Origin of the sequence: Streptomyces sp. NPDC091271 (assembly GCF_044757505.1) — a bacterium.
In the GTDB taxonomy this organism is placed as follows: Bacteria; Actinomycetota; Actinomycetes; order Streptomycetales; family Streptomycetaceae; genus Streptomyces.
On sequence record NZ_JBIVVD010000002.1, the window covers coordinates 716,466 to 733,600 of the forward strand.

General features: G+C 72.5%; 11 protein-coding genes. 4 read left to right on the top strand and 7 right to left on the bottom strand.

What is annotated here, in order from left to right; translation table 11 throughout:
- Positions 1-9: 9 nt before the first annotated feature.
- On the top strand, positions 10-6,642 hold the full coding sequence (locus ACIQM3_RS10600) for a beta-ketoacyl synthase N-terminal-like domain-containing protein (protein WP_401621718.1): 6,633 nt from the start codon (positions 10-12) through the stop codon (positions 6,640-6,642).
- Here ACIQM3_RS10600 and ACIQM3_RS10605 read toward each other — a convergent pair.
- Positions 6,601-8,217, bottom strand: coding sequence for a phytoene desaturase family protein (locus ACIQM3_RS10605; protein ID WP_401621721.1), 1,617 nt, complete (start codon positions 8,215-8,217; stop codon positions 6,601-6,603). The two genes, ACIQM3_RS10600 and ACIQM3_RS10605, sit on opposite strands and share 42 nt — an antisense overlap.
- Before the next feature lie 209 nt (positions 8,218-8,426).
- Here ACIQM3_RS10605 and ACIQM3_RS10610 point away from each other — a divergent pair, with 209 nt between their 5' ends.
- On the top strand, positions 8,427-9,737 hold the full coding sequence (locus ACIQM3_RS10610; RefSeq protein WP_401621724.1) for an APC family permease: 1,311 nt from the start codon (positions 8,427-8,429) through the stop codon (positions 9,735-9,737).
- Here ACIQM3_RS10610 and ACIQM3_RS10615 read toward each other — a convergent pair.
- From ACIQM3_RS10615 to ACIQM3_RS10635, 5 genes are all read right to left on the bottom strand, one after another.
- The gene (locus tag ACIQM3_RS10615) at positions 9,726-10,463 is read right to left on the bottom strand and encodes a FadR/GntR family transcriptional regulator (RefSeq protein ID WP_401621727.1); all 738 of its coding nucleotides are present in this window, start codon (positions 10,461-10,463) and stop codon (positions 9,726-9,728) included. The two genes, ACIQM3_RS10610 and ACIQM3_RS10615, sit on opposite strands and share 12 nt — an antisense overlap.
- Before the next feature lie 205 nt (positions 10,464-10,668).
- On the bottom strand, positions 10,669-11,643 hold the full coding sequence (locus ACIQM3_RS10620; RefSeq protein WP_401621729.1) for a sugar kinase: 975 nt from the start codon (positions 11,641-11,643) through the stop codon (positions 10,669-10,671).
- Complete coding sequence (locus ACIQM3_RS10625; RefSeq protein WP_401621732.1) at positions 11,640-12,281, bottom strand: bifunctional 4-hydroxy-2-oxoglutarate aldolase/2-dehydro-3-deoxy-phosphogluconate aldolase; 642 nt, start codon at positions 12,279-12,281, stop codon at positions 11,640-11,642. Before ACIQM3_RS10625 ends, ACIQM3_RS10620 begins: the two co-directional genes overlap by 4 nt.
- Positions 12,282-12,358: 77 nt before the next feature.
- Entirely contained in the window at positions 12,359-13,504 is a 1,146-nt protein-coding gene (gene dgoD, locus ACIQM3_RS10630) for a galactonate dehydratase (RefSeq protein ID WP_401621734.1), read from the bottom strand.
- Positions 13,505-13,732: 228 nt separating this feature from the next.
- Entirely contained in the window at positions 13,733-14,173 is a 441-nt protein-coding gene (locus ACIQM3_RS10635; protein WP_401621737.1) for an ATP-binding protein, read from the bottom strand.
- 161 nt (positions 14,174-14,334) lie between these two features.
- Here ACIQM3_RS10635 and ACIQM3_RS10640 point away from each other — a divergent pair, with 161 nt between their 5' ends.
- Positions 14,335-14,505: a hypothetical protein gene (locus ACIQM3_RS10640; RefSeq protein WP_187355886.1), complete on the top strand. Its 171-nt coding sequence runs from the start codon at positions 14,335-14,337 to the stop codon at positions 14,503-14,505.
- A gap of 153 nt (positions 14,506-14,658) precedes the next feature.
- The gene (locus ACIQM3_RS10645; protein ID WP_401621741.1) at positions 14,659-15,657 is read left to right on the top strand and encodes an LD-carboxypeptidase; all 999 of its coding nucleotides are present in this window, start codon (positions 14,659-14,661) and stop codon (positions 15,655-15,657) included.
- Between the two features lie 437 nt (positions 15,658-16,094).
- On the opposite strand, the gene ACIQM3_RS10650 is transcribed toward ACIQM3_RS10645, so the two are convergent.
- Complete coding sequence (locus tag ACIQM3_RS10650) at positions 16,095-17,078, bottom strand: LacI family DNA-binding transcriptional regulator (protein WP_401622415.1); 984 nt, start codon at positions 17,076-17,078, stop codon at positions 16,095-16,097.
- Positions 17,079-17,135: the final 57 nt, after the last annotated feature.

Consider the following 17,135-nt stretch of genomic DNA (forward strand, 5'->3'; position numbering starts at 1 on the left):
AGTGCCCGCATGGATTTCGAACCGATCGCCGTCGTCGGCCGGGGCTGTGTGCTGCCCGGCGCGCTCGACCCGGACACGTTCTGGGAGAACATCGCCGCCGGCCGCACCACGGTGTCGGCTGCCCCGGCGGGTCGTTGGCGGTTGCCGCACCACTGGGCCATGGGCTCGGTGGACGACCACCTCGACCGCACGTGGACCGATGTCGGCGGTTACGTCGAGGGGTTCGAGTCCGTCTTCGATCCGGGCGGCTTCGGGATCCCCCCGGAGCGGATCTCCTCGCTGGACCCGCTCTTCCACTGGGCCCTGTACGGGGTGCGGCAGGCGCTGACGGAGGCGGGCCAGGTGGGCCCGCTGCCGCGCGGGGGCCTGGTGATGGGGAACCTGTCGTACCCCACACAGGCCGGGGCGGCTTTCTCCGAACACGTCTGGCTGTCCGCGCAGCGGCTCCCGCTCCGTGACGCCCTGCTGACGGGTGAACACACGGCGCGCCCCGACGCACGCAACCGTTTCTCCTCCGGGCTGCCCGCCCGGCTCGCGGCCCGTGCGCTCGGGCTCGGCGCGGGGGCGTGGGCCCTCGACGCGGCCTGCGCGTCCTCCTTGTACGCGATCAAGCTGGCGTGCGACCGGCTGCACGACGGCACGGCCGACCTGATGGTGGCCGGTGGGGTCAGCCGGCCCGATCCCCTCTATCTGCACGTGGGGTTCTGCGGGCTGTCCGCGACGAGCCGCACGGGGCGCAGCCGCCCCTTCCACCGGGACGCGGACGGGCTGGTGCACGGTGAGGGCGCCGGGTTCGTCGCCCTGATGAGGCTGTCCGAGGCCCGCGCCGCAGGCCTGCCCGTGTTCGGGGTGATCCGCGGTGTGGGGCTGTCGAACGACGGGCGCGGTTCCGGGCTGATCAGCCCGTCGGAGGAGGGTCAGGTGCGGGCCATGCGCCTGGCCTACGACATGGCGGGCATCGCTCCCGGTTCGGTGTCGCTCGTGGAGTGCCATGCGACGGGGACGCCGGTCGGTGACTCGGTGGAGGTGCGGGGCATGGCCCGGGTCTTCGGGGCCGGTGACGACGTGCCCATCGGTTCGGCGAAGTCGAACGTCGGGCACCTGCTGGCTTCGGCGGGCGTGGCCGGGCTGCTCAAGGTGCTCGGTGCGCTGCGTGCGGGGGTCCGTCCGCCGACGCTCGGCGCGGACCGGCCGCTGGACGCGCTGGCAGGCACGCCGTTGCGTGTGCTCACGGCTGCGGAGGAGTGGGCGGGGCCGCGCAGGGCGGCGGTGAGCGCCTTCGGGTTCGGCGGGACCAATGCCCACCTGGTCGTGGACCACGCGGAGGACGCCCCCCCGGCCTCCGTACGGCGACCGGCGCGCGGCGCGACGACTGCCGTACGGCGGCCCGACGGACCTTCCGGCGGCCGGGCGGTGGCGATCGTCGCTCTCGGCGCCCGGGTCGGCGACGGGACCTGCGTCGAGGACTTCCGCCGGGCGGTGCTGGGCGGTGAACGGCGCGGCCCCGCCCAGGAGATCGCCGTGGAGCTCACGGGCCTGTGCTTCCCTCCGTCGGGGCTGGAGCGGACCGTACGCCACCAGCTTCTGGTGCTGGAGGCCGCCCGGGAGGCCGCACGGGCGGTGGACCTGCCTCGTGAGCGGACCATGGTGGTCATCGGCATGGGGGTGGACCCCGAGGTGGCGCGGGCGGGCGCCCGCTGGCGGGTTCCGTACTGGCTGGAACGGGCCGCCGGGCAGGGCGTGACGGTGCCGCCGGCAGGCCCGGCCCGGGACGCGTTCGTGCCGCCCATGACCGCGGAGGGGGTGGTGGGCAGTATGCCGAATCTCGTGGCGAGCCGGATCAGCACCCAACTGGACCTGGCCGGCCCGTCGTTCGCGGTGTCCGCGGAGGAGGCGTCCGGGCTGGTGGCGCTGGAGGTCGCGGCGCGGGCCGTCCGGTCGGGGGAGGCCGATGCGGCACTCGTCGGTGCCGCCGACCTGTCATGCGAGGTGGTTCACCGGGCGGCCCTGCGGGAGCTGGGGGGCGAGGGGGAACCGGGGGACGCCGCGGTCGTCCTGGTCCTCAAACCCCTGGACGCCGCGCGCAGGGACGGCGACACCGTCGTCGCCCTGCTGGACGACGGGGCCGCCGACGAGCCCGACATGGTCATCGGCGACGGCCCCGGCGCGGCGTTCGATCCGGCGTCGGCCTTCGGGCGCGCCCATGCCGCGTCAGGGCTGGTCTCCGTCGCGGTCGCGGCGCTCGCACTCCAGCACCGCGCCGTGCCACGTCCGGGCGGGCCCGCGGACACCGCGGCCGTCGCCCACACCGCGCGGGCCGTGGTGACGCCGATGGAGGGGCCCGCCGCGAGCGTGCGCCTGCGGGCGGGTGACCCTCGGCCGTGGCTGCGGGGACCGGCTCCGCGTCTGCACGTCTTCTCCGGTGCCGACCGCCGGGAGGTGCTGGCCGCGCTGGACTCGGGTACGGAGTCCGGCGCCGGCCCGGCCCGGCTGGCACTCGTGGTCGGCGGCGGCACCGCGCTCCCGGAGCGTAAGGCGGCCGCTCGCCGCTGGCTGACGGAGGGCGGGCCCCGTCCCGCCGATGTGCTGTACCGGGACGGGCCGGTCGACGGTCGGACCGCGTTCGTGTACACCAACGGCTCGGCCGCGTACCCCGGGATGGGCCATGAGCTGGCTCTCGCCCTGCCGTCGCTCGGCGAGGCCGTCCGGGACGGCCACAGGGCGCTCGGCACGCGGTTGCGCTCCGGGCCGGAGCCGGAGCGCGGGGTGCTCGGCCAGATCTGGGCCGCCGCCGAACTGTCCGCCCTCCACACCGTGTTCACCCGCGAGGTGCTCGGCCTGCGGCCGGACGCCGCGCTCGGGTACTCCTCGGGCGAGTCGGCCGCCCTGGTCGCGCTGGGCGCCTGGCCGGACGCCTCGGGGCTGTACGAAGCCACCCGGGACAGCGGTCTGTTCACGACCGAACTCACCGGTGAGCTCAGGGCGGTCCGGCGCCACTGGCAGCGGCGGGGCATCCAGGGCTCCCGGTGGTCGAGCTACCTGGTCAGCGCCCCCCTGCAAGTGGTCCGCGCGGAGCTCGCCACGGAGGCCGCGGTCCATCTGATGGCGGTGAACGCGCCCGGGGTCTGCGTCGTCGGCGGCGAGTCCCGGGCGTGTGCGGCCGTCGTGGCCAGGCTCGGCGCCGACCGGGCGATCGAGCTGGACTACGACATGGCGGCCCACGCGCCGGAGTTGGCCGAGGTCCGGGAGGTATGGCGCGAAACCCACCGTCGTCCCACGGTCGAGGTACCGGGGGTGCGGTTCTACAGCGGGGCCACCGGGCAGGCGTACCGGCCGACGTCCGAGCGGGCCGCCGAGGCGATCACCGCTCAGGGGCTGGGAACGATCGACTTCGCGGCCACGGTCGAGCAGGCGTGGGCCGACGGTGTCAGGGTCTTCGTGGAGCACGGGCCGAGGAGGCTGTGCACCGGCTGGATCAAGCGCGTGCTCGGCGACCGGGAGCATGTGGCAGTGGCGCTGGACTCCCCGGAGGACACCGGGCTGCGCCAGCTGTGCCTGGCGGTGGCCGAACTCGTCGTCGCCGGAGTGCCGGTGCGGGCCGACGAGGTGTTCGCCCGGCTCGCCGAGGCCGCCACGGATCTCCCGCGGCCCGGGCCCACCGTCACCGTTCCCGTGATCGCGCCTCCGTGCCTGCCGCCCCTGGAGCCTGTTGTGACGATCCTGCCCCGAGCCCCCGAGCTGGCCCCGGTACCGGACGGGGCCCCCGGCCGTCCCTCCGCTGCCGCCGCCCCGCAGGACCGTGGTCCTGGGCACTCCGCCGCACCGGCTGTTCCGTCGGCGCGGGACTCCGGTGGGCTCACCATCCCGAGCGCTCTCGCCGTTCCCGCCGAAAGCCCGGGGCAGCCGGGGAGGACGGAAGTCCGGGCCGCGGTCGCCCGGCAGAGTCTGCGCGTCGCCGCGCTGCACCAGGAGGTCATGGCCGGGCACACGGAGGCCCACCAGCGGTTCCTGCGGGTGTCGACGCTCGCCGTCACCGCACTGAAGGCCGCCGTGCCGCCGAACCCCGTTCCGGTACGGCGGCACGGCACCGTCGCACCTCCCCCGGTAGTCCAGACTCCACCGGCGCCGGCTCCCAGGCCGGGTCCGGCGTTCGACCGCGCCCAGTTGGAGCACCTCGCCTCCCGTGAGATCTCCGCCCTGTTCGGCCCGCGCTTCGCCGAGCAGGACGGATACGCGGTACAGACCCGGATGCCCGGGCCGCCCATGCTGTTCGCGGACCGGGTCACCGGGATCGACGCGGTGCCCGCGGCGCTCACCCTGCCGGATCCGGTACGCACGGACGGAAGGATCTGGACGGAGACCGACGTCCTGCCCGACAGCTGGTACCTGGACTCCACGGGACGTATGCCGGCCGGTCTGCTGATCGAGGCGGGCCAGGCGGATCTGCTCCTGCTCAGCTGGCTGGGTGTCGACCTCCTCAACCGGGGCGGGCGCGCCTACCGGCTGCTGGGCTGCGACGTGACGTTCCACGGGGAGCCGCCGCGAGCCGGTGACACCCTGTGCTTCGAGATCCATGTCGACGGCCACGCGGAGGAGGAGGGCGTCCGGCTGGCCTTCTTCCACTACGACTGTTACGTGGACGGTGAGCTGCGGCTCAGTGTCCGTGAGGGCCAGGCCGGGTTCTTCACCCCCGCGGAGCTCGCCGGCAGTGGCGGTGTCCGGTGGGATCCCGCCGAGTACGCGCCCGGCGACGACCTGCCGCTCGACCCGCCTGCCGTGCGCTGCGGGCAGAGCCGTTTCGGCACGGACCGGGTGCGTGCCCTCGGGGAGGGGCGGCCGGCGGACTGCTTCGGACCCGGCTGGGAGGCGACGGCGGCCCATGTCCGCTCGCCGAGGCTCGACGAGGGCAGGCTGCGGCTGCTGGACGAGGTGACCGCCTTCGACCCGGCCGGCGGTCCGTGGGGCCGGGGCTATCTGCGTGCCGAGACCGCCTTGTCGCCGGACGACTGGTTCTTCGCCGGGCACTTCAAGAACGACCCCTGCATGCCGGGCACTCTGATGCTCCAGGGCGGTCTCCAGGCGATGGCGTTCTACCTGACGGCCATGGGCTTCACCGTCGACCGGGACGGCTGGCGCTTCGAACCGGTCAGCGGGATCCCCTACAGGGCGACGTGCCGGGGCCAGGCGACCCCGGAGGGCCGGCGGGTCGTCTACGAGGTGTTCGTACGCGGTGTCTCGGCCGGGCCGGAACCGACGCTCCACGCGGACATCCTGGGCTCGGTGGACGGGACGAAGGCGTTCCTGGGTCGCGGCATGGCGCTGCGGCTGGTACCCGACTGGCCGCTGGCTCAATGGCGGCACTCGGGCCCGCCCCTCGTCCAGGCAGGCGGAGCCCCGGTGCCGCTGCCGCGGCTCGGCGGGCTGGCCGGGCACCGTGAGGAGAAGCCGGTGGCTGTGGCAGCCGACGGATTCCCCTTCGGCTACGCCTCGCTGCTGGCGTGCGCCTGGGGCAGGCCGAGCGAGGCGTTCGGCGCCATGTACGAGCCCTTCGACGGCACCCGCAGGGTGGCCCGGCTCCCCGGGCCGCCGTACCACTTCATGAGCCGGATCACCTCGGTGGACGGGCCGCAGGACGGGATGCGGGAGGGCAGCACCGTCGTCGCGGAGTACGACGTACCGGCGGAGGCCTGGTACTTCGAGGAGAGCGGTGGTCACACCGTGCCGTTCGCCGTGCTCATGGAGATCGCGCTGCAACCCTGCGGGTGGCTCGCCTCGTACGTGGGCAGCGCGCTGACCACCGGCATGGACCTGCTCTTCCGCAACCTCGACGGGTCGGGGACGGTCACCGGCGAGGTGACCCCGGCGACGCGTACGGTCCGTACCCGTGCCGAACTGACGCGTGTCTCGCGCAGCGGGGACATGATCATCGAGTCGTTCCGGGTGTCGTGCACGGCCGACGGCGTGCCCGTGCTCGAACTCTCCACGGTCTTCGGTTACTTCCCTCCGTCGGCCTTCGAGGACCAGCAGGGTCTCGCGACGTCGTCGGATGACCGGGCACGCCTCGGCGAGCCCTGCGGCTCTACGGTCGATCTGACCGCGCGGCCCGCCCGGTACTGCGCCGGGAAGCCGAGCCTCCCGGGCCCCATGCTGCTGATGCTGGACCGGATCACGGGCTACTGGCCCGGCGGGGGAAGCGCGGGACTCGGCCGGTTGCGGTCGGAGAAGGACGTTCGCCCGGACGCCTGGTTCTTCCGGGCCCACTTCTTCCAGGACCCGGTGCAGCCCGGCTCCCTGGGCCTCGAGGCCATGTGCCAGCTGCTCCAGTACCACCTCATCGAAAGTGGCGCGGCCGGCGGTGTCCCGCACCCCAGGTTCGAACCGGTGCTGCCCGGCCGCGAGACGGCCTGGACGTACCGCGGCCAGATCACCCCGGCCAGCAGGCTGATCCGGGTGGACATGGACATCGTGGAGAGTGGCACGGACGAGCGGGGCCCCTATGCGGTGGCGGACGCGTCGCTCTGGGGCGATGACACATGCATCTACCGGGTGCGTGGGCTGGGTATGCGCGTGGTGTCCGGGACGGACCGTCCACCGCACACTTCACCCGGTGTTCCGCCCCGCGCGGACGGACCACGGCACTGACGGTGCGTGCAGCCCGTACACGCTCCTTCCGCGCAGCGCCGCACGCGCGGCGTTGGCGCCGGGGGCTCCGTGCACGCCGCCGCCCGGGTGGGCCGAGGCCGATGCCAGGTACAGGCCCTTCACCGGTGTTTCGGGCCGCCCGGTACCGGCCGTGGGGCGGAACACCAGCTGCTGGTGCGCGGCTGCGGTCCCACCGTTGATCGCGCCGCCGTACAGATTGGCGTCCATGGACTCGATCGTCGGCGGCGCGAGAAGACGCCGGGACAGGATGCGGGACCGGAACCCGGGTGCCCAGCGTTCGACTTCGTTCTCCATACGGTCGGCCATGGCTTCCTGCTCGCGCCGGTCCCATCGCCCCGTCAGGTCGTCCTCACCCGCGTCTCCCTTGATCCGGTGCGGGACGTGGGTGTACGCCCAGGCCGACTCCGTGCCGGCGGGTGAGCGCGTGGCGTCGGCGGTGGTCATCTGTCCGAAGAGGAGGAAGGGGCGGTCGGGCACCTGCCCCGTCGCGATCTGGGCGGCGAAGCGGGTGAGACCGTCGACCCCGTCGGCCAGGTGGACGGTTCCCGCCGTGGACGCGTCCCCGGCGGTCCAGGGCACTGGACCGTTCAGCGCCCAGTCGACCTTGAACGTCGCGAAGTCCCACTGGAACCGGCGCAGGTCACTCAGCATCCGGCCGGGCAGGTGCCGTGCGTCGACCAGCTCGCCGTACAGCGCCGGCGCGGACACGTCGGCGAGGACGGCACGGGAGGCCGGTACGGCTTCGCCCTTGGCGGTGCGTACGCCGACGGCGCGTCCGCCACGTACGACGATCCCGGTCACCCGCTCTCCGCAGCGGACCACGCCGCCGTGCCGTTCGAGCCGGCGCACCAGGGCCGTCGTGAGGGCGCCGGCTCCCCCTACCGGCACCGGGAAACCGTAGGACTGTCCGAGCATGGACATGAGCCATCCGTAGCCTCCGCTTCCCGCTGCCTCGGGGCCGAGGTCCGCGTGCAGCGCGTTGCCGGCGAGGAGGAGCCTGGCCCCCTCGCCGCGGAACTCCTCCTCCCCGAGGCGACGCACGGGCAGCACCATCGTCCGTGCCATCCGGAGACCGCCGGACGCCCGGAGCCTGGCAGCGAGACGGAGAGCGGAGCGCACCGGCGGGAAGGGAGTGAACAGGGCCCGCAGGATGTCGGGCCCCAGACGGGTCCATGTGCCGTACAGATCGAGCCAGGCGGCCCCGTCGCCCGCCGCGAACGTGTCCAGCCCCGCCGCTGTGTCCTCCGCCCCGCGTTCGAGGACCGCGCACCGGCCGTCCGGCAGCGGATGCGCCAGCACACGCGGGGCGCGGCTCCATGTGAGTCCTTCCTCCTGGAGCTCCAGGCCGCCGAGGATCGGCGAGGCCGCAGCCAGCGGGTAGAAGGCGCTGAAGAGGTCGCTCACGTAGTCGGGATGGACGCCACGGTCGCTGCGGACCGCCCCGCCCGGCTCCTGCTGCGCCTCCAGCACCTCCACGCTCCATCCCTCGGCGGCAAGGAGATTCGCGGCGACGAGGCCGTTCGGCCCCGCCCCGATGACCACCGCGTCCGGCATCGATACCTCCACGTGTTCCCGGCGTTCCTGGTCCGCCCGGCCCCGCCGCTGTGCCCCTTCGGACAGCTGCGGCGGTCCTCCGGAGCTCGTCGGATGCGCCGGCTCCCGTACCGGACCGTTCGGACCTCCTCACTCTCGCAAGCATCCGGGGGTTCCGCCGCCTGCCGGGCGCCCGGCCGGGTATACGGGATCATGTGAAACCTCCCCCTGTGACGCCCCCGGCGCCGGACTCTCCGGCCACGCTCAAGAGGTCCCTGACCACTCCGCTGCTCTACTTCTTCATCCTCGGCGACGTCCTCGGGGCGGGGGTGTATGTCCTGGTGGGCCAGGTCGCCGCCGACTCGGGCGGCGCCGTGTGGGCTCCCCTGCTCGCGGCGTTGTGTCTGTCCCTGCTGACAGCGGCCTCCTACGCGGAGCTGGTCACCAAATATCCGCGTGCGGGCGGTGCCTCGCATTACGCCACCTTGGCCTACGGTCCGTTCGTCGGGTTCTTCGCCGGTTTCTGCATGCTCGCCGCCGGAGTCGTGTCGGTGGCCGCCCTGGCCCGCGGGTTCGGCGGCGACTATCTGTCCGAGTTCGTCTCTCTTCCCGTGGTGCTGGTGACGATCGTCTTCCTGGTCGCGCTGGCGCTGCTGAACGCGCGAGGGATCAGCGAGTCGACCCGGGCCAACGTCGTCGCCACGGTGATCGAGGTCGGCGGGCTGCTGCTCGTCATCGGGCTCGGAGCCTGGGTCGTGCTGCGCGGCGACGGGGACGTGGGAAGGCTGACCGAGCTGGGCACTGCGAGCGAGGGGCCAGTGGCAGCCCTGCTGAGCGGAGCGGTGCTCGCCTACTACTCCTTCGTAGGGTTCGAGACCTCCGTCAACGTGGCCGAGGAGACCCGTGACCCCCGCCGCTCGTATCCGAGGGCGCTGTTCGGCGCGCTGGTCACGGCGGGCGCGGTGTACGCGCTGGTCGGAGCAGCCGCCGCGGCGGCCGTGCCGACCGGAACGCTCGCCGGGTCGAGCGGGCCGCTACTCGAAGTCGTCCGGGCCGCCGGCGGGGTCCCCACGGAACTCTTCAGCGCCATCGCCCTGGTGGCCGTCGCGAACGGGGCCCTGCTGACGGGCATCATGTCCTCACGACTGGCCTACGGCATGGCGCGGGACGGCCTCCTGCCCCGTTTCCTGACGAAGGTGCTGCCCGGTCGGCGCACGCCCTGGGCCGCCATCGCCGTGACCACCGGCCTCGCGCTGCTCCTGGCGCTGACCGGCGATGTCTCCACCCTCGCCTCCACCCTGGTCCTGCTCCTCCTCGTGGTCTTCTTCCTCGTCAACACCGCGCTGCTCGTACTGCGTCGCGATGCCGCCCCTCGCGATCACTTCCGGGCGCCGACGGCCGTACCCGTTCTCGGGGCGGTGTCCTGCGTCCTGCTCGCGACCCAAATCGAGCAGGAGGTCTGGCTGAGGGGCCTCCTCGTACTGGCCGTCGGCGCGGCGCTCGGCGTCGTCGCCGCAGCGCGGTCACGCTCAGCGGCCTGAGGTGTGCTGTCCCGTCGGTGAGCCTTCGGAACCCGCGGTGATCCGGTCGAGGTCGTTCGCCGCCTTGGCGAGAAGGTCGAGCATCGCGAGTTCCGCCCGTGCCGGGTCACGGTCCCGGACGGCGTCCAGCACCGCCTGATGGCTGGGCACGGGGTCGTCGGCTTCGGCGTGTGCGTGGACGAGCCGGTCGCGCTCACGCAGTCCTGGTTCGAGCAGCATGTCCATGCGGGTCAGCATCTCGTTGCCGGTGGCGGCCAACAGGGCCCGGTGGAAAGCCGCGTCGCTCTCCGCCGCGGCGGACGGATCGGCCTGGGCGCGCCCCATGGCCTCCAGTGCCTCCTGGAGCGCGACCAGGTCCGCGTCCGTCCGGTGCAGTGCGGCGCGGTGCGCGGCCGCGGGTTCGACGATGGAGCGGACGTCCGCGAGGTCACGCATCAGCTGACCGGCGCCGCCCCCGTCGACTCTCCAGCGAATGACGTCCGCGTCGAGCAGGTTCCAGCGGCTTCGCTCGGTGACGAACGTTCCACGCTTCTGACGTGCGTCGATCAGCCCTTTGCTCGCGAGGACCTTGAGCGATTCCCGCATGACGGTGAGGCTCACGTCGAGTTCCTCGCCCAGTGCACGAATGTCCAGGGTCGCTCCCACGGGGATGCCGCCGCCCACGATGCGTGTCCCGAGGATGTGCACGACCTGTCCGTGGACGCCTCGTCCGCTGTAGGACGCCATGTCGCGCTCTCCTCTCGACACACGCACCGAAGTGCGCGCTGTGTGGGTGCTGCTGGGCGTGCGGAGTGACCACACTTTAGCCGTAGGCGTTAATTATGAATACATTTTGCCCCCTGGGGCGTCGTGGGCCGTCCCCCTTCGCCAGGGGGCACGGCCCACACCGGCGCTCCTCCCTGGTCACCCGGTCCTCGGGGCCGGGGCAGGATCAGCGGACGGCGCTGCCGGGGGTGGCGTCCAGCAGGGCCAGTTCGTCGCGGTGGGGCAGCCCTTCCCAGTCGCCGTCCGAGGCGACGCCGAAGGCCGCGGTGGTGGTGGCACGGTGGAGCCTGGCGAGCGGGTCGAGGCCGTCGAGCAGGCCGGACAGATAGCCGGCGCAGAACGCGTCGCCCGCGCCGACGGTGTCGGTGACCGGCACCGGGCGCGCGGCCGCGCGCACCGGGGTCGCCCCCGGGAGGTACAGGTCGGCGCCGTCCGCGCCGCGTTTGACGGCCACTTCGCCGATCCCCGCCTCGAACAGCTCCGCGACCAGGTCGGCTTCCGCCCTGCCGGCGGCCGCCCCGGGGTCTGTGCACAGGAGGGGGAGTTCGTCGTCGGACGCGATGACGACGTCCACAGACGGGAGCAGGGGGACCAGCGCCGCCACCGCCGCATCCCGGCTCCACAGCCGCGTGCGGTGGTTGACGTCGAGAGTGACCGTCCAGCCGTGCTCGGCGGCGTACGCGGCAGCTGACCGCACCGCTGCCAGAGGGCCGTCGCCGAGCGCACAGGTGATGCCGGTCAGATGCAGGATGCGGGCCCCCGCTTCCAGGGCCGGGGCCAGGTCCTCGGGCTGCTGGCGGGAGGCGGCGGAGCCTGAGCGCCAGTAGTGCACGCGTGCCAGGTCGGCGACGCGGCGCTCCCGGAGCATGGCGCCGGTCGGCGCCTGCGGATCCGTCGTGGCGTGGCTGGTCCCGACCCCCTCGCCGCGCAACGTGCGAAGGATCACCCGGCCCGGTTCGTCCCTGCCGGTGCGTCCGGCCCACGAGACGTGGTGGCCGAGCCTCGCCAGGCCCACCGCGACATTGCACTCGGCCCCCGCCACCGTCGTCCGCGCCGTACCGCCCGCGCTCAGCGGCCCGTCGGTCTGCAACGAGAGCATGGCCTCACCGAAGGTGAGGACGTCCACGGCCGGGATGCTCACGAGCGCACCTCCGTACGGCAGGCGCCGAGGAAGGCCTTCGCCCGCTTCCGCAGGGCGGCCGGATCGCCACCGTGGGGGGCGTCGCCGGCGAGCGGGCTGCCCACTCCCACGGCGACAGCCCCTGCCGCGAAGTACTCCGCGGCTGCCTGTGCGTCCACGCCGCCGACGGGTACGAATGGCAGGTCGGGGAAGGGGTCGCGCAGGGCGCGAAGATACGCGGGGCCGCCCAGCGAGGCGGGAAAGAGCTTGACCGCGCTCGCGCCTCCGGTGCGCACCGCGACCGCTTCGGACGGGGTGAGCGCACCCGCCAGCACGGGCAGGCGCCGGGCCACGGCCTCCTCGAATCCGCCGCCGAGCGCGGGAGTGACGATCCAGGTCGCGCCTGCCTCCTGGGCACGCCGGGCGTCGTCCGCGGTGACGACGGTCCCCGCCCCGATCGCTGTGGACGAGTCGACAGCGTCAGCCGCTCGGGAGATGACCGTGAGGGCGTCGGCCGTGTTCAGGGAGACCTCGATGAGCCCGATGCCCTCCTCCGCGAGGGTCAGAACGGTGCGCAGCGAGGCTTCGGCGTCGCGGCCCCGCACGATCGCGACGAGGCGGTCGCGGTGCAGCCGGGTGGTGAAATCGTCTGTTTCCATGTGGTGCTACTGCTCCGTGAGGTGTGCCAGGAGGTGTACGTCGGGGCGGTGCGGTGGGCACGGCGAAGTGCCGCTGCTCACCACTCGGCGAAGGAACCATCCGGGTGGCGCCAGATCGGACCGCGCCAGTCCGGTGTGTTTCCATCGGCCGCCCGTACGACTCTCTCATCGACCTCGATCCCCAGTCCCGGCCGGGTGGGCCGGTTCAGATGGCCTTCGTCGAAGCGGAACACCTCTCGGTCGACGACGTAGTCGAGCACCTCGGCACCCGTGTTGTAGTGGATGCCGATGCTCTGTTCCTGGATGAGGAAGTTCGGAACGGAGAACGCGATCTGGAGGCTCGCCGCGAGGGAGAGGGGCCCCAGCGGGCAGTGCGGGGCCACCAGTACGTCGAAGGTCTCCGCCAGGGCCGCGATACGGCGCACCTCCGAGATACCGCCTGCGTGCGAGAGGTCGGGCTGCAGAACGGCGATACCGGCCTGGAGCGCGGGCAGCGTGTCGGTCCGCGAGAAGAGCCGTTCGCCCGTGGCCACCGGGATCGGCGTCCCGGCGACGACATCCCGCAGCAGGTGGGTGTGCTCGGGCAGCAGGGGTTCCTCGACGAACAGCGGATTCAGCGGCGCGAGGTGCGGCAGGACCCGGCGGGAGTTCGCCATGTTGAAGCGGCCGTGGAAGTCCATGGCGAAGTCGCGGTCCGGACCGAGGACCTCGCGGGCCGTCGCGGCACGCTGGACGACGGCGTCGATGTCACGGGTGCTCGCGATCCGGTTCATCCTGCCGGAGGCGTTCATCTTCACCGCGGTGAACCCGGCCTCCACCTGTGCCTGGACGGCGTCGGCGATCTCCCCCGGTTCGTCTCCCCCCACCCAGCTGTACGCTCGCACCCGCTCGCGGACCGGCCCGCCCAGGAGTACGTGGACGGGGACCCCCAGCGTCTTGCCGGCGATATCCCACAACGCCTGGTCGAGTCCGGCGACGGCACTTGAGAGAACCGGGCCTCCTCGGTAGAAGGAGCCCTTAGTCATGACCTGCCAGTGGTCCTCGATTCGCATCGGGTCCTTGCCGATGAGGAGTTCGGCAAGCTCGTGCACGGCGGTGCGCACCGTCGACGCCCGTCCCTCGACGACCGGCTCGCCCCAGCCGACGACGCCGTCGTCGGTCTCCACGCGGCAGAAGAGCCAGCGGGGTGGTACGGCGAAGGTCTCGACGCGTGCGATCTTCAAGAAGGCCTCCAGGAGATGGCCGCGGGCAGCGCGGCATCGCCGGCGTGCGCACCGACCTCGGCAAGCAGGAATGCGGATGGTGCACGAACGGTCTCCAGATACGCCGGCACAGATCAATGACATTAAATATTAATTATCGTGTCGCGCCAAGAGATCCCACGGCGCCCGCACGACGCCGCGGCCGGTATCCCCCGCACCCTCCCGCTCCGGGACGTCTCCGCCCGGAGTTCAGCTGACGTCCCCGCCGTGCCGGGGCTTCGGAGCGCCCGGTGGCACGAAGCAGGCGGTGACGGTCTTGCCCGACGCCTGCGGATGCGTGGCCCAGCCGTCGGCGAGCGCGTCGACGATGGCCAGGCCGCGCCCCCCGGTCGTCGTGAGGTCTTCCGGCTGCTTGGCGGGGGGCAGGGCATCGGAGTCGTGGACACTCACGTGCAGGCAGTGGCTGTCCCAGGTGAGGACCAGCTGGGCGTCGCTGTGCGCATGCACATGCGCGTTGGTGATCAGCTCGGAAACACTGAGCAGTATCGCGTCCACCATCTCGGGGGCGTCCTTGGTCCACTCCAGGGACGCCAGGTGCTCCCGCGTCCAGCTACGGCCGGCCCGCACCCCTTGCGCCACCGGAAACGACTGCGCCCACCCCACCGCACGCAGCGATGTGTCCTTCGCCATCGACTCTCCCTCACTCGGCTTTCCTCACCGCCTACCCCCGCCCTCGACGCACACCCCCCGCGGCCCCGGCGCGCAGCCTGGCCGTCGCCCGGACGCCGGAGCGGGGTCTGTCCGTGGGATGTCGGGGCACACGCACCTCACCCCTACGAGAGGAGCACCCCATGCTCGGCATTGCCGCAGCCGTCCTGTTCGCCATCGCTTTCCTGATCAACGCAGCGGACATCACCACCAACGACGTCTTCTCCTCAGTGAACGTCATGCTCCTGGGCCTGGCACTTCTTGCCCTGCACGTCGCGGGAATCGGAGCGGGCCGTCCCTCCCGCAGACGCTGACGACCGCGGGGCGCCCGGCGCGGCCGAGTGCTCACCGAGCTCTCCCCCGCGCCGGGCCACCTGTGACTGATCGGCCGTTGCCCGTGATGAACCGCTGGGCGGTCGATCAGTAAATGCGTAGCGTGTTGCCGCAAGCGTCGGGATACTGCCTCGATGATCCGCGCCGCACTGCCGCAATTGCTTCGACCCCGCGCCTTGGCGCCCGGAGATCTCGTCGTCATCGCATCGCTGTCCGGGCCGCTGGATGCCGGATACGCGCCCGCACTCGCGCGGGCGGTGGCGGTGCTCGAGCGGATGGGCTTCCGCGTGCGTCTCGCGCCGCTGCTCGAAGTGGGGCGGCAGCATTGGTGGAGCGCGGCCCGGCCGGTGGAAATCGCCGAGGAGTTCAACGGACTGCTGCGTGACCCCGAGGTACGCGCGATCATCGCGCATGACGGCGGGACGACGGTGCTCGGTTACCTCGACCTGATCGACGTACAGGCGATCACCGCCGACCCCAAGCCGATCCTCGGATACAGCGACATCTCGCTGCTGCATCTGGTGCTCCACGCGCGCACGGGCCTGGTCGGCTTCCATGCCGACGTGGCCACGCCCGGTCTCGGCGGGCACTGGCAGGCCGTACCCGCAGCGCGTCAGGCGGAGCTCGAGACGCTCTACTCGACGCTGCTGACCGGCCCGGAGGCGATCGGTCCGCTGCCCTCCACCCCGGCGTGGGAGTGCTGGCGTGCCGGCCGTACCGAAGGCCGGCTGATCGGCGGGTTGCTCAATCGCATCGTGCTGACGCAAGCGACGTCGTACGCGCTGCCGCTCGAAAGCTTCGACGGCGCGGTGCTGTTCTGGGAGGAGATGGGCAGCCACGCAGCGCACGTGTGGAGCTATCTGCAGGTACTGCGGCACAGCGGCATTCTCGATCGAATCTCCGGCATGGTCGTGGGCGTTCCGCGCGAGATCGACGGACTCGGAGCACCCGAGGCACCTTCGACCCTGCGCGAGATCGTCCTCGACGTCCTCGGCGGACGGGACATCCCGGTCCTGGGCAACGTCGAGTTCGGGCACGCCGGCCCGAATCTGCCGATGCCGGTCGGCATCCGCGTCGCGCTCGACGCGCAGCAGCGGACACTGTCGCTGCTCGAACCAGCCGTTACGCCGTAGTCCGTCCTCGGTCGGCCGGCTGTTACGGCTGCGTCCTGCGAGATTCCCGCGCGGCGGTGTACTCCGTCAGCTGCACCGCCGACTCGTGCATTTCAGAGGATCTGACGAGGCCGGCCGAGAAGTCGGAGCGGATACCGGCAGGCTGTTGCACCGCGCGGTGCTCGAACTCGGCGGTAGGGACCCGGCCGTCGCGTTCGGCGCCTTCGCGGGACCGGTTCGCCTGAGATGTGGTGGACGCTCACCTCGAGCGGGAGGGTGCGGACGTGGACTGCGGGCCTGAGACGCTGGTCGAGTACCCGGGCGAGCCGGCGTTCGGTCAGCGTGCGGTCGTCGTGCATGGAGACTCCATCGAAAGGTCCGCGCGAGTAGCGGCAGGTCCGTCCGCCTGCACGTCGAGTGGCAGTGGTGTCCCCGGAAACGGGCGGACGGTGCGAGGCTTACGGTCGGTTGATCCCGTACCGGATGACTTCGGTGGGGACCACGGAGCGTCGTGCGGGCAGCGGGTGGGTGGGGCCGGCGTTGATGCGGTCGATGAGCATCTGGCCGGCCCTGCGCCCGATCTCGTCGGCGTCGTAGGACGCGATCGTCAACGGGAGTCCGAGGACGTCCGCCAGGTCGAAGTCGTCGAAACCGGCCAGGGCCACCGGGACTTCGAGGGTGCGGACGGCCCGGATGGCGCCCTGGGTCAGCCGGTTGTTGGTACAGAAGAGGGCGGTGGGGGCGCCCGGCTCCCGCAGCAAGGCGGCGGCGGCGCGCTCGGCCGTGGCGACGTCGGCCAGTCCGCGGCGGATGTGGCGTTCGTCCGGCTCCAGGCCGGCCGCCTCATGGGCGGCCCAGTAGCCACGGAAGCGTTCGGCGCCGGTGTAGAGCGCGGGCGGGTTCCCCAGGAACCCGATCCGCCGGTGTCCGTCCTCGATCAGCCGCCCGGTGGCCGCTTCCGCTCCGCCGAAGTCGTCGACCAGTACGCAGTCGGCGTCCATCCCGGCCGGCGGCCGGGAGGCGAGGACGATCGGCATGCCGCGCAGCGCGGCCGGTGCCAGGTGACGGTGACTGCCGCCCGCCGGCACCACGATCATCCCGTCGACCTGGCGGGATGCCAGATCCTCCACCAGCCCCCGCTCCCGGTCGACCTGTTCGCCGGTGTTGCAGAGCAGGACCCGCAGGCCGTGTTCGTACGCCACCTCCTGGACGCCGAGCGCCAGCCGGGAGTAGAAGGGGTTGGCCAGGTTGGTGACGATCAGACCGATCATCCCGCTGCCGCCGACCCGTAGTCGGCGGGCGGTTTCGTTCCGCCGGTAGCCGAGCGCGTCGACGGCGCTCAGCACCCGCTCCCGGGTGGCTTCGGTGACCCGGGGGTCGTCCTTGAGCACGCGGGAGACGGTCATCGCGCTGACCTCGGCACGGGCGGCGACGTCACGCATCGTCGGCGTGGCGACGCCACTCGGTCGATGCTGCGCCACGGCCGGTCCTTCCTTCGT

Bases quoted from the DNA above. Each gene is read 5' to 3' on its own strand.
- ACIQM3_RS10600 (WP_401621718.1), top strand. From the start codon at position 10: ATGGATTTCGAACCGATCGCCGTCGTCGGCCGGGGCTGTGTGCTGCCC.
- ACIQM3_RS10650 (WP_401622415.1), bottom strand. From the start codon at position 17,078: ATGCGTGACGTCGCCGCCCGTGCCGAGGTCAGCGCGATGACCGTCTCC.
- ACIQM3_RS10605 (WP_401621721.1), bottom strand. From the start codon at position 8,217: ATGCCGGACGCGGTGGTCATCGGGGCGGGGCCGAACGGCCTCGTCGCC.
- ACIQM3_RS10615 (WP_401621727.1), bottom strand. From the start codon at position 10,463: ATGGCGTCCTACAGCGGACGAGGCGTCCACGGACAGGTCGTGCACATC.
- ACIQM3_RS10640 (WP_187355886.1), top strand. From the start codon at position 14,335: ATGCTCGGCATTGCCGCAGCCGTCCTGTTCGCCATCGCTTTCCTGATC.
- ACIQM3_RS10635 (WP_401621737.1), bottom strand. From the start codon at position 14,173: ATGGCGAAGGACACATCGCTGCGTGCGGTGGGGTGGGCGCAGTCGTTT.
- ACIQM3_RS10645 (WP_401621741.1), top strand. From the start codon at position 14,659: ATGATCCGCGCCGCACTGCCGCAATTGCTTCGACCCCGCGCCTTGGCG.
- ACIQM3_RS10625 (WP_401621732.1), bottom strand. From the start codon at position 12,281: ATGGAAACAGACGATTTCACCACCCGGCTGCACCGCGACCGCCTCGTC.